We start from the raw sequence: 14060 nt of genomic DNA, 5'->3' as shown, positions 1-14060 counted from the left end.
ACATTGTATAATCTCGTTGTGTACGCTTTTCTCTATTCCTATCTCGTTTTTCCATAATAAGTATATTTTCTGTAAACCTATTTTAGGACGCGACATTAAGTATAAAAAAGCCACTTTGTAAAAAGTGGCTTTTTTTTGTGATTAATTCTGATTTAAAAAAGTAACTAATTTTATTAAGTCTTCTTCTTTATCGAATTTAATTTTGTTTGATTTAAAGAATGTTGTTAAAGCTTCTTTTTTATCTGGAAATTGCTCGATAATATCTTTTTGATTTTTAGGTTTCTTTATAAAACCTTTCTCTGTTTTAATATAGTATATTGGGTCTAGCGTTTTGAAAGTAGCTGGTTTGTCAGTGGTATAACCATTAGGTGCAGGAACATAATCTACGAATTTAGTTTTAATTTTTTTGTACAAAGAGTTTTTACCGTTTGCTAACTCAAAGAAATATCCACTTAAATCATCAGATGTTTCTAATAATACAACTGTTTGTTTTGGTGAAGAAATCTCTATTCTTGAAAATTTTGCTTCTTTAGGAAGTACTAAAGGACTTCCGTCTTTTTGAAACTCAACTTCATCTTTGTAGCTATTGTATCGAACTGATATCTTTTCATAATTATCAGCAACCTTAGCTTCATGAAATTTTTTGTCAAAATAAGGAGAGCCTGAAATTTCTTCGTATTTAAAAGATTTGGAATCAGAACCAGCATTAAAAACAGCTTGACTTCCGGTGACCTGATTTATAGAAAGAGTTTGCTGTGAAAAAGTTAGAATTGAAGAAACTGATAAGAGGCTTACTAGAATTTTTTTATTCATGTGTTATAAAATTTTATTGTTGATTTTTAGCAGATATTACAAAATACTAAGTAAATCATTATTTAGTATTTTGTAAAGCTAAGAAAATTTTATTGAATTTTTATTTAATCCTAATTTTCGATATGCTAACTAATTCAAAATATGATTTTAATGTCTTTTTCTGGTGAGTTAATGGTGATGTAATTTATAATGACTCTAAATAGTGTTTATTTTTTTATTGATAAAATGTTAAATTAGAGATTTATGATATGTAAATTGCCTATTGTTGAATAAAATATGTTAATTTTTATGAAGTTTGATTGGTTTGATGATTTATTTTCACTTTTTAATGAAAAACTAATCCGCTTATATCATAAAAAAACTTGCAAGTGTTAATATTTATTAACATATTTGTCCATTAAAATATATTAAAATTTGTTAATATGAATGTTAAATTACGCGTATTGACAGCTGGTGTCTTGTTTTTTACAGGGCAAGCTGTTTTAGCTCAAAAAAAGCCTAGTGACTCTGCAAAAGAGACAAAAATTGAAGAGGTAGTTGTTTTGGGGTATAGTAAGACGTCAACAAAAGCTAAATCAACGTCTTCTTCTGTAACAATTGGTTCGGAAACATTAGAGAACAGACCGAATATTTCTGTTCTTAACTCTATACAGGGTACAGCGCCAGGTATTGTGGCTAACTCTGCGTCTGGATCTCCAGGGTCTGGTAAATTCAATATCATAATTAGAGGGCTTAGCTCACTAAATGGTTCTACTGATCCTTTATATGTTATAGATGGTATCATTACTTCTGGTTCTCAGTTCAGAAACCTAAACCCTAATGATATAGACACTTTCAGTATCTTAAAAGATGCTCAGGCTACGGCAATCTATGGGAATAGAGCTGCAAATGGTGTTGTTGTGATTACTACAAAAGGAGGGAAGTTTAATTCAAAACTTAGGATTTCCTATGATGCATTGACTTCTTTTTCTGAGTTGCCAACAACAGATTACAATATGTCTACAGGACAGCAACTGTTACAAGTACAAAAAAATGCAGGTGCAGGGCTAGGTGCTACTAAGACTCAAAGTGAAATAGATAATTTTACGACTAATACCAACTGGAGAAACTTATTTTCCAGAGTGGCAATGAGCCAACAACATACATTATCCGTTAGCGCTGGTGGGGAAAATATCAGCAACTTTGTTTCCTTAGGTTATGTTGATAGCGAAGGTAACATTCGTGGAACGGATTTCAAAAGATTTACTTTAAGAAATAATCTTAATGGAAAAAGCAGTGATGGAAGATTAACCTTTGGTGCAATTTTGGGATTGGGATATTCAAAAAGAAATCAGTTAGATGACGAAACGAATACTAATATAAACGCAAATACTTTACAGAATCCTTTATTTGGAACTGTTCTTTCTGCTCCTTATTTAGCGGCGCCAACATTTACCAATGGATTGGGACTATTCAACCAAATTGGACAGGCTAGTGGTAACGGAAATGGGGCATATATTCTTTATGACAATATCAATGGAGGTATTAGAAATCAGTTTACGGAAACTAGTGTTACAGCTAACGTAAGTGCTAATTATAAGCTTACCCCAGACTTAAGTGTTGGAAATAGAACAGGTATCGATTATAAAAATTATCAAAGACAATTTGCAAGAGCAGCAAACGGCTATTTATCTTTGGTAGTAGCCGCAGGTCAAATACAAGCAGACGGTAAACCTGCAAAATATGGTGGGTTTGAGCAGTTTAATACGGTGAATGATTTGACTGTTAACAGTACCACTAATATTACTTATAATCATTCATTTGGTGATCACACCATAACAGCTTCTGCTTACTTGGATTACATTAGAGTAAATTGGCAAAGCTACACTCAACAGCAAAATGGTCTTGATCCTTTAGTTTGGGAGTTCGGTGCAGGAACAGGATATGTTCCCTTCAATCCAGCTACACCAAATATCTACAGACCTTCTGCAAGTGCTCAAAAAGTTAATGCAGGTACCTTAGCGTATTTTGGAACCTTAGATTATGACTACAAAGGCAAGTATGGTGTATCTGGGGTAGTGAGAAGAGATGGGTCATACAGGTTTCCGACGGAAAACAGATGGGAAACTTTTTGGTCTGTAGCAGGAAGATGGAATATAGATCAGGAAAGTTTTATGGAGGATTCAGGATTTACGTTGTTGAAGCTTAGAGCTTCTATAGGAACTACGGGTAATCAGAATTTATTTACAACAACCACTAATACTAATATCTTAACTCTAGGGCCGGTTTCATATTTAGATTACAATGGCCCAAATCCTACAACGGCTCCTGGTTACCAAAGTTTACCTGGTTATGCTTTGACAAACCTTGGAAACAAGAATCTGAAATGGGAACAAGTAAAACAAGTCGATGTAGGAGTAGATTTCAACTACAAAGGATTGGTAGAAGGTACATTTGATTATTATCAAAAAAGAACTTCGCGATTATTCAATTCTATTCCGGTAACTTATGTTACAGGACAAGGATCTTTAAGAGGGAATAATGGAATAATGGATAATAAAGGAGTTGAAGGTTTGTTAAGGTTCAATGTAATAAGAAATGCCAAAACAAAACTTTCTATATTTGCGAATATGGCATACAACGCTAATAAAATTGTTAGTATGGACACTAATGATCTTACAGATGATAATGTTGATGCTGTCGGAGGGCCAGCTAACCAATGGCAGCTTTACCCTTATTTAGGTGTAAATCCTAGCAACGGTGAGCAGTTATTTATGGATATAAATGGAAATGTAACTGAGACACCTACTGCAGGTGATAGAAGACTTACAGGAAAAAGTCCTATGCCTAAATATACGGGTGGATTTGGATTTAATTTCTCTTACGATGGTTTCTTTGTTGATGCTTTATTTTCTTATCAAAAAGGAGGTTATATTTATGATAATCTAAATTCTTGGGTAATGAATCCTGCTTATGCAGCTTCTGGTCTTAATGTATCTTCTGAACTCTTAAATTCTTGGAATCCAAATAATCCTAACTCTACATTACCAAGTCTTAATGCAGTTAATGCAACATTATCAGGTTCTTCTGATAGATTTCTTTTCAAATCTGATTTTGTTAGATTAAAGAATGTAAGTATTGGGTATACTTTCAGCAAGAAAGTATTAGGTGACTTGCCAATAAATTCTATTAAAATTTTTGCACAAGCTGAGAATATTTATACTTTCACAGGATGGAAAGGTTTTGATGTAGAGCCGATTACAACGTATTCGCTTAACGTATATCCAAATCCAAAAACATATTCTTTAGGGGTTAATGTAGATTTTTAAAAAAAATAAAATGAATAAATTATATAAAAAAGCATTAGTGATAGCGGTATGTCTATCATCAGTTGGTTTTACTTTAAACAGTTGTCAGGATGTTCTTGAGGTAGAGCAGCCCGGATTACTGGATGATGCTACTCTGTTTACAAGTGTATCAAATCTTAATGATTATTTAATTGGATCTGTGTATGCCAACATGGATACTAATAATGACATTTATTTCTCAGCAGTATTTACAGATGAAGTTAAACCTGGAGCAGGTAGTGGGGGTCAGGAGTATGAGATACATCGTTATTTTATAGATCCAACAACGAGCTTGACAACAGGAATTTGGGCTCAGCATTATTTGGTAATTAACCGTGTAAATAGGTTACTTGCGGGAGCAGCAAATGTTACGCCAGCTACTCTCGAAGAAAAAAAACAATATGATTATGTAATTGCTCAGGCGAGAGCTATAAGGGCTTTCTGTTACCTTCAGTTGGAAACTTTTTTTGCCCCGGATATGAAAGATCCTAATGGTTTGGGAGTTTTACTTTTAAAAGACGTTCCGGTAATTGATGTAAAGCTTCCGAGATCTAAAAATCAAGATGTTTATGATTTTATTAATGCAGATTTAGACTATGCTAGAAGTATTTTAACTTCTTATACGACACTGCCTTTTCCAACTATCCCTACAACTCAACCTTTAAATAGATATTATGTAAATAAAAGGTTTGTAAATGCAGTATCTGCAAGATTTAATCTATACAGAGGGAATTTACCTTTAGCAAAACAATATGCACAGGATGTAATATCTAATTCTGGATTATCATTAACTGCTGCTTCAGCATATCCAGCGATATGGAATGATACAAGTGAGGGAGAGATTCTTTTTGCATTAAATAGATTGGCTACAGGAAATGGATCCTCAATCGGAACAAGATGGAACACCAATAGTTCTCAGCTTACAGGAAACCCAATGTGGGCTTTAGGGAGAAACTTATTTAATATTATCAATACAACACCTGGGGATGTAAGAAGATCAGTTTATATAGATCCTTCATCTATTGTTGATGTGAATTATTTAACAAGTAGTTCTCCTAGAGAAACTGATCAATTAGTAATTGACAAATATCCTGGTAAAGCAAGTGCGCCTACAAGAAATGATTTAAAGGTATTTAGATTGTCAGAAATGTATTTTATCTTGGCAGAATGTGAAACAGCTGCCAATAATTTTACGGGTGCAGCAACATTGATTCAACAAGTTAGAGCAAAAAGAAATACTACTGGGGCGGCTAATCTTCCTGTGTATGCTTCAGCAACAGCTGCTTATGCAGATATTTTGAAGGAAAGAAGAGTTGACCTTGCATTGGAAGGGCATAGATACATCGATTTAAAAAGATTGGCAACAGTAGCGGGTGTGACTATGGATAGAAACCAAACGGATGACGTTGTTACGGTTACTAATCTTCCGAATAACAGTAATAAATATACATTACCTATTCCTGTTCAAGAAGTTAATTTGAATCCTGCAGTGCAACAAAACCCTGGTTATTAATATCAATTAAAAACGAATTCTAATTATGAAAATTTTTAAATATTTAAGTATTCCGATTTTTGCATTGATGCTTTCTTCTTGTGAAAGTAAAGATGATGCAGTTTATGAAGGAGATAACTTCGTTAGTTTTGCTGCTAAGAGCTCAGAAGCAACAGTGGTAAAAGGAACTACATCTAAAGAAGTTACATTATCATATACTACTTTAAGTGAGGCGAAGGCAAATACGGAAGTGAAAATTTCTGTAGATACCAATAATTCTACAGCAGTAGAAGGTACTGATTTTAAGATTATAAATGCAACAGATAATCTTGCTGCAGGACAAAAAGTAGGTAGCTTTAGAATACAATTATTAGAAAGCGGTGCTAAGGAAACTCCAAAAGTAATTACCTTTAAGCTTTCTTCCCCAACAGTTCCTGGTGCTATATTCAATCAAACTCATGTATTAAAATATTCATTAGAATGTCCATTTAACATGTCGATTTTCACTGGAACGTACAAGGTTGTAACTGATACTTGGGAAGACTATTCACCAGGAGCACTAATTACTGTGCAGCCAGGTCCTGCCGCTAACCAATTTAAGATATTGTCAACCAACAATATTTATATTAGCAATCCAAGTACATCTTACATGCTTGTTACTGTTCAAAATAATGGTAATGTTACAGTAGCTTCTAATCAACCCTTTCTTTATGACGCCCCGACGGGTAGTATGACATTAACAGGGACAGGGACAGTTAACTTTTGTACTGGCGGTATAAATATTTCTGCTCTTACTTTCGCAGGTGCAGCAGGTACCTCTAGTGGTAATAAATTTGTCTTACAGAAAAACTAAAATTTTTCTAATAAAAATATCTCAGACCCCACATTTTTTGTGGGGTTTTTTATTTCCTTTTATTTCTTATTTTTGCTGTACAAAATTAGATACTGAAATCTTAGAATTGCATCTCTTTTTGAACAATATAAATCAACGTATGAAATATATACTTTTTATAATCATCTTCTTTAGCTTTGCTGGCAAGGCTCAGGTTGTTAATAAAACAGACCTTAATAAGCTAGATAAGAAAAAAGATGATGATACCTTAGTGATAGACTCGGGTAAAAAAGATTCTTTAAAAATATTTAAGCCAACGATTAAGGATTATTTGTATCAGACACAGTTTTCGGAAAAGAAAGTATTTGATACGGTGATGACTTTTGATAAGACAAATATATATTCACAATATAACAACAAAGATAATTTTGGGAGAGTACAGGTTGCTAATGTAGGGGCAGGGTTTAATCCATTATCTTATGAAGTGAATGCTGAGCAGAACCTATCTTTATTGCCTGAGAATAAATCGTATGGAATTATAGGAATTGATGACGTTCATTATTACGATGTAAAAACACCTACGGCTACATTTGTGTACCATAATGCAATGAAAAATGGTGCTGCGTTGAGATCAACGTATACTCAGAATATCGGTAAAAGATTCAACTTTGCTTTAGAATATATGGGATTACGTTCACAAGGGATGTATAGGAATTCCTTGGCGGCTAATAACAATACATTATTTTCCGGACACTATATTTCTAAAAGTGGGAACTACGAGTTATTTGCCCATTATCTACATCAAAACGTAAACAATCAGGAGAGTGGTGGAATTGTAGACGATAATCTTTTCCAAAGTGGAAGCAGCGATTTTAGCAACAAGCAAAATGCTCAGGTTAATTTAGCATCTTCAAACTCGCAATATGCGTATAGAAGATATTATTTAAGTCATCAGTTTTCGCCTTTTAATCCCGAAAAATATCCTTTTAGAATAAGACACACTATTTTCCATCAGGGAAATAAATATTACTATACTCAGGGAGCTGTAGAGCCTTATTGGCAGGCTGTGCCTCAGGAAATTGTTGCTGGCTTTCCTCTTTCAACAAAGAAATATTCTGAGAATTTAAGCAATACCGTTAGTTTGGTTTGGGATAATGAAAAATTCAAGCTTGATGCTGGGGTACGTTATCAAATGTTGAAATTTGGTGCAACCGCTATTACGTTGCCTATTCTGGAAATTCCTAATGAGATTAAAGAAAGTAGAATTGGAGCAGTAGGCAATCTTCAGGTGAAACTTTTAGATAAGATACAGTTGAACTCATTTCTTGAATTTTCAAACGGAAGTCAGTTTGGAACGTATTTAAAGACGACCAATAATCTTAAGTTTGAACCGATAAAAGATTACTTTGTAAATGCTAAAGTTAATTTCCAAAGTGTGTATCCGTCATTTAACTATCTTTTAAATACATCTAATTATAATAACTTTAACTATTATCTTCAGAACGCAAAAAACCAGTCAATCACTGAAATTGGCGGGAATGTAAATTTAAAATGGTTTAAAACAGAACTATTTGTAAACTATTTCAGGATTGATAATTACACGTATTTCGATCAGTTTGCCATGCCTAAACAAAGTGATAGCTCGCTGAATATTTCTCAGATAGGAGGTGATGCAACATTTAGTTATGGAGATTTTCATTTGAATACAAGATTGCAGTTCCAAAATGCATTAACAAATAAAGAATTACTTCCGATGCCAAGCTTTATTGGCAGAGCGAATTTCTTTTATCAGTCTAAAGCTTTCAAAGATGCTGCAGAAATTCAGGCTGGGATCAAAGTATATTACTTCTCAAAATTCGCTTCAAGAAATTATTTCCCGATACTTAACGAATATATTTTACCAAATTCAAGTTCATTCTCGATTGGAGGACAGCCGATCGCGGATGTTTATTTTAATATGAAGGTGAAAAAAATGTTCTTCTTCATAGAAGGTCAGCAGATTGGGACCGTTATTTCTCATAACAAGGCCTATGCATTTCCACATTATCCGGTTTACGATTTTAGACTGAATATTGGAATTGTTTGGTATATGTTCAACTAATATTATACATCAAAGTTGAAAACAATTAACAAAATATCATTTAACGACATAGAAAGCATTCCTCAATTGATCAAAGATTTTTTGAATCATAAAATTGAAGGATTTGAAGAAAATACATTTTCTTTTGATAATTTTAAAAAACAGATTCACCTTAAACAGGAATCTTTTACACAAGATCAAAGAAAGGTTTTATTTGGTGCGCTGGAGGATCAACTTAAGGATCTTAAACTTTCATCAAAGCAAAATGAAAATTTAAATAACTTAAAACAACCTAATACATTTACAATTACGACTGGGCACCAGTTAAATTTATTTTCCGGGCCTGTTTTCTTTGTTTACAAAATTTTGCAGACAATTAAAACCTGTACTTATTTAAAAGAAAGCTTCCCAGATTTTAATTTTGTTCCCGTGTATTGGATGGCTTCTGAAGATCATGATTTCGCCGAGATTAATCATTTTAAAACAGATAATAATTATTATGAGATCAATGAAAAGTCTGGCGGTCCGGTTGGAAGAATAAAGATTAACGACACATTTTTTATTTCAGAATTTGAAAAAGAATTTAAAGATTCTGTTTTTGGAACTGAATTGATTTTGATGTTAAAAGAAGCTTACAAAGTTGGAAATACTTTAACTCAGGCTATCAAAACTTTAGTGAATAGACTTTTTTCAGATCTAGGTTTATTGATTGTTGATGGAGATTCTAAAGAGCTTAAGAAGCAGATTAAAGATGTTTTTAAAGATGAACTTCTAAATTTTGGTTTACACGAAACATCAAAAAATAAGGTTGATTTTCTAACTAAGAGATATGGTAAAGTTCAGGTAAATCCTCGTGAAATTAATTTGTTCTATTTTTCAGAAACGAGAGATAGAATTGAGTTTGACGGAAAGAAATATAATATTGTAGATAAAAATATTCAGTTTACTCAGGAAGAAATCTTGAATGAGTTGGAAAACAACCCTGAAAAATTCAGTCCAAATGCATTAATGCGTCCGGTATATCAGGAAAAGGTTTTACCGAATTTAGCTTACATTGGAGGAAATGCTGAGATCATGTATTGGTTGGAATTGAAAGATTATTTCTCCAAGATTAATATTCCTTTTCCGGTTTTAATTCCAAGAAATTCAATGTTGTTTTTAAAGGAAAAGACGGTAACTAAAATTGAAAAATTAGAACTGAAAATTGAAGATTTTTTCCAAAATTTTACTACGATTACAAATAATAAGATTTTAAGCAATAATGAGATTCAGGAATTACTAGAAAAGAAAGAACAGATCTTAACAAATAATTTTTCTGAATTAAAAGCTATTGCAGAAACTACTGAAAAGTCCTTTGGGAATATGGTAAAGGCTGAAGAAGTGAGGCAGATGAAATCTTTTGCAAGAATGAAAAAACGTCTTCTTCATGCTGAAAAAATTAAACAAAGTGAATTGTTAGAAAGACTTGAAAATTTATTTTTAGATGTACATCCTTCTAAGACTTGGCAGGAAAGAGTTTATAATTTTAGTGTATTTTTTGCAGATTATGGATATTCGTGGCTTGAAACTTGTTGGGAAGAAATGGTGGTTCAAGATTCAAAATTAATAATTGTTGCCATTTAATTTTAAAGGAGTATTTTTGTAAATTATAATTATCGACTATGATAAAGAGGTTTTTTATTCTATCCAGTTTATGTATGTTTTTGGGCATGTCTGCTCAGAAATCTCACACCGTTGTAAAAGGAGATAATCCTTATAACATTGCAAAAAAATACGGTATAACTGTGGACGAATTGCTAAAACTAAACCCAAAGTTTAAAGACGGAAAACTGGCAATCGGGGATATACTTACGGTTAAGGCTGATAAAGCAATTACAACATCAGTTCCTAAAACTACTGTTGCTGTTGCAGAAAAAGCTAAACCGAACGCTCATGTAGGCCAAATTATTTTACAGCCTAAACAAACGATTTACGGAATCACAAAACAATATCGTATTTCAGAAACAGATTTAAGAAAATTAAATCCGGAGTTGGACTCTCATATGAAAATTGGTGATGAAATTACATTACCTCTTGAGAGCATAAAAAAATACGGAGGTACGCAGGCGCAAGTAGCAATTACAACACCAGCGAATACAAAGCCTGTAGAAAAAACAGTTGTTGAAACTCCAGTATCAAATCCAGCTAGTAACGAATTGTATGTTGTTCAGGCAAAAGATAATTATTACAGAATTGCAAGACAGTTTAATGTTACCAAGGAAGAACTTTTTGCTTTAAATCCAGGATTAGAGGAAAAAGGTTTGAAACCTGGTGAATCTATTAAAATTAAAAAATCAAATAACAATACTTCAGTTGCTGAACCAGTTGTGAATACAAAAACCACAGTTGATTCAGGAAATGAAAAATCTTCTGTAAGTTCATCAAATACGAGTACCGTTTCTTCAGATGAATATGTGACTTATACGGTGGTGCAGGGGGATACTGTTTTCTCTATTGTTAATAAATTCGGAGTGTCAATTGATGAGCTTATTGCACTGAATCCTGATTTGTCTCACGGATTAAAAACAGGAATGATTTTAAAGATTAAAAAATTAGATCCTGCTTACATCAAGAAAAACGGTGATGCTTTGAGCGTAGTATTGATGCTTCCTTTTGGATACAGCACAAACGAAACTCAATACAGAACAATGGCTTTGGATTTCCTTACAGGCGCAAAATTAGCGATTGAAAGAAATGCAAGAAACGGTCAGAAACTAGATATTAAAATTGTTGATTCTGGTAATGAAGCTTCATTCAGAAATTCATTAACACAGATTAATCCTAATAATACAGATTTAATCATTGGGCCATTCTTCAAGTCTAATGTAGTAGATGTTTTAGATTTTACTAAAAACCAAAAAATACCGGTTGTAGCACCATTTGCTAACTCTCCGGAATTATATAATTACAGCAATTTAATTATTGTTGAAACGAATGATCAGACGTATGCAGATAAGATTGTGGAAGAAGTGAAAGGTGCTTATTCTGATCAAAAAATCTACATTGTTGCAGACAGCAAAAAAGAAAATGCAAACTATATTAAAGGAGGTCTTGAAAAAGCACTTAAGAATCCTAATGTAACGATTGTAAATTCTCCGGCTGATATTCAGGTTGACCAAAATATGATGACGGGGCAGTCTGCTCCGGTAATTGCCATTTTAGCGAATGATAATGATGCTTTAGGAGATGCTTTTAGCAACAAAGTAATTGCTTTGTCTAAAGAAGTTCAGGGTGTGAAAGCTTTCAGTATGTACTATTCTCCAAGTTTTGAAAAGAAAGTGGATGAATTGAGCCAGGCTAATTTGGTGTATTTAATGGATAGAAAAATTAATGCTGATGGTGGTTTCGAAAAAGAAATTTTAGCAGCGTATAAAAGTAAATATTGTAAAACGCCTCCTAAATATGCAATCGTAGGTTTCGATGTTGTAAATGACATGCTAACCAGAGAAAACAAAAAAGGAGAAATTTTCAAGCAAATGAATAAAGTTCAGACTCAGTTGGCTACCAAATTTGAGTTTGTAAAATCTAAAGCAAACGGAGCATATGTAAATACAGGTTATCGTGTGATTAGATTGGTTCCATAAATGATTCGGATCAGTTTAAAGAAAAACGTTAACATTATATTTATATTTATATTTGTATAATATTTTAAATCAATACATGAAAGCACTTGTATTTCCTGGGCAGGGTTCTCAGTTCGTAGGAATGGGAAAAGAATTGTATGATTCTAGAAAAGATATAAAAGATCTGATGGAATCTGCCAACGAAATTTTAGGGTTCGACATCCTTTCCATTATGTTTAATGGCGCAGATGAAGACCTTAAAAAAACAGAGGTTACTCAACCTTCAATTTTTATACATTCTGTTGCTGCACTTAAAGCAGTGAACGGTCTTGGAGCTGAAATGGTTGCAGGACATTCTTTAGGAGAATTTTCAGCATTAGTTGCCAATGGAGTTTTATCTTTTGATGACGGTCTGAAATTAGTTTCTGAAAGAGCAAAAGCAATGCAAGATGCTTGCAACGCCAACCCAAGTTCTATGGCAGCAATTTTAGGATTAGAAGATGCTAGAGTTGAAGAAATCTGTGCACAGATCAACGGAATTGTTGTTCCTGCAAATTACAACTGTCCCGGACAATTGGTAATTTCTGGTGAGACAGCAGCGGTTGAAGAAGCTTGCGCAAAATTGAAAGAAGCAGGAGCTAAAAGAGCTTTATTATTACCTGTGAATGGAGCATTCCATTCTCCATTGATGCAGCCGGCACAAGAAAGACTGGCAGCGGCAATTGAAAAAACAAAATTCAGAAAAGCTACGATTCCTGTTTATCAGAATATCACGACCACAGCGGTAACCAACCCTGAGGAGATCAAGCAAAATTTGATTGCACAATTAACAGGTCCGGTAAAATGGACACAGTCTGTTCAAAATATGATTAAAGATGGTGCAACAAACTTCATTGAAGTTGGACCAGGGAAAACACTTCAAGGATTGATCAAGAAAATTGACAATTCTGTAGATGTTGCTTCTGCAATTTAATTAACAAATTATGAGCGAGATATTTTCACCGGGAAAGCTTATGCTTACTTCAGAATATTTCGCGATAGACGGAGCTCTTGTCTTAGCGGTACCCACCAAGCTAGGACAAGAGTTTTTCTTTGATGAAAAGCAGGATGGAAAGTCTTTGATTATCTGGGAAGCATATCATCAAAATAAATTATGGTTAAAAGCTGTCATTGATTATAAAAGCTGGCAGGTCATAGAAACCAACATTACTTCTAGTGCTGAATTTATCTTAAAAACCTTAAAAAATGTTCAGAGTCTTTCTGAAACCAAATTCAAAAGCACACATTCTTATCATTTAAAAACAAACCTTCAGTTCCAGGCCGATTATGGTCTTGGAAGTAGTTCTACGCTGATGAATAATCTTGCGGAATGGGCTGAAATAGATCCTTTTCATTTAAACTCTATCAGTTTGGGAGGAAGCGGTTACGATATTGCAGTTGCTAAAGAGAAATCTGCCATCCTTTTTCAAAGTAAACCTGAGATCAAATATGAGAAGGTAAATTTTAACCCTTCTTTTAAAAATGAGCTTATTTTTATTCACCTCAATCAAAAGCAAGATAGCCGCGAAGGAATCAATTTTTACAAGTCAAAAACAAAGTCTCAAAAACTGGTTGATGAATTTTCGAATCTCACAAAGAATATTTTGTTATGCAGTGAATTGGAAAAATTTTCTCAACTAATGGTGATTCATGAGCAAAAAATAGCTAATTTTCTTGAAATTCCTACAGTTAAACAAAAGTTTTTCGAAGATTGCCCTTCATTTGTGAAAAGTTTGGGCGCTTGGGGCGGAGATTTTGTCATGAGTGCCAAATTTGACGGCTTTAAGGACTATTTTTGGGGAAAAGGTTTTACGACTGTTTTTGAATGGCATGAGATAATTAATTTGTAATCAGTATTTTACAAAGAGGTTTTTTT

The 14060-nt window shown here is 33.3% G+C and carries 9 protein-coding genes; 8 read left to right on the top strand and 1 reads right to left on the bottom strand.

Annotated features, from left to right (window positions below; translation table 11 throughout):
• Positions 1 to 141: 141 nt before the first annotated feature.
• Entirely contained in the window at positions 142 to 813 is a 672-nt protein-coding gene (locus BUB80_RS18495; protein ID WP_073296127.1) for a hypothetical protein, read from the bottom strand.
• A 422-nt stretch (positions 814 to 1235) separates the two neighbouring features.
• Here BUB80_RS18495 and BUB80_RS18490 point away from each other — a divergent pair, with 422 nt between their 5' ends.
• The 8 genes from BUB80_RS18490 (at position 1236) to BUB80_RS18455 (ending at position 14034) form a co-directional block, all read left to right on the top strand.
• Positions 1236 to 4121, top strand: a complete 2886-nt coding sequence (locus tag BUB80_RS18490; protein ID WP_073296124.1) for a SusC/RagA family TonB-linked outer membrane protein — start codon at positions 1236 to 1238, stop codon at positions 4119 to 4121.
• A 10-nt stretch (positions 4122 to 4131) separates the two neighbouring features.
• On the top strand, positions 4132 to 5652 hold the full coding sequence (locus BUB80_RS18485) for a RagB/SusD family nutrient uptake outer membrane protein (protein ID WP_073296122.1): 1521 nt from the start codon (positions 4132 to 4134) through the stop codon (positions 5650 to 5652).
• Positions 5653 to 5677: 25 nt separating this feature from the next.
• Positions 5678 to 6484: a hypothetical protein gene (locus BUB80_RS18480; protein ID WP_139262775.1), complete on the top strand. Its 807-nt coding sequence runs from the start codon at positions 5678 to 5680 to the stop codon at positions 6482 to 6484.
• Between the two features lie 139 nt (positions 6485 to 6623).
• Positions 6624 to 8564, top strand: coding sequence for a putative porin (locus BUB80_RS18475; RefSeq protein WP_073296116.1), 1941 nt, complete (start codon positions 6624 to 6626; stop codon positions 8562 to 8564).
• A 15-nt stretch (positions 8565 to 8579) separates the two neighbouring features.
• Entirely contained in the window at positions 8580 to 10166 is a 1587-nt protein-coding gene (gene bshC / locus BUB80_RS18470) for a bacillithiol biosynthesis cysteine-adding enzyme BshC (RefSeq protein ID WP_073296113.1), read from the top strand.
• Between the two features lie 38 nt (positions 10167 to 10204).
• The gene (locus tag BUB80_RS18465; protein WP_073296110.1) at positions 10205 to 12166 is read left to right on the top strand and encodes a LysM peptidoglycan-binding domain-containing protein; all 1962 of its coding nucleotides are present in this window, start codon (positions 10205 to 10207) and stop codon (positions 12164 to 12166) included.
• 76 nt (positions 12167 to 12242) lie between these two features.
• The gene (fabD, locus tag BUB80_RS18460) at positions 12243 to 13118 is read left to right on the top strand and encodes an ACP S-malonyltransferase (RefSeq protein ID WP_073296107.1); all 876 of its coding nucleotides are present in this window, start codon (positions 12243 to 12245) and stop codon (positions 13116 to 13118) included.
• Positions 13119 to 13128: 10 nt separating this feature from the next.
• The gene (locus BUB80_RS18455) at positions 13129 to 14034 is read left to right on the top strand and encodes a GYDIA family GHMP kinase (protein ID WP_073296104.1); all 906 of its coding nucleotides are present in this window, start codon (positions 13129 to 13131) and stop codon (positions 14032 to 14034) included.
• Positions 14035 to 14060: the final 26 nt, after the last annotated feature.

The sequence above is a fragment of the Chryseobacterium polytrichastri genome (assembly GCF_900142445.1).
Classification (GTDB): domain Bacteria; phylum Bacteroidota; class Bacteroidia; order Flavobacteriales; family Weeksellaceae; genus Chryseobacterium; species Chryseobacterium polytrichastri.
Note: the sequence above shows the minus strand (reverse complement) of the source record. Positions and strands in the feature narration are given on the sequence as shown.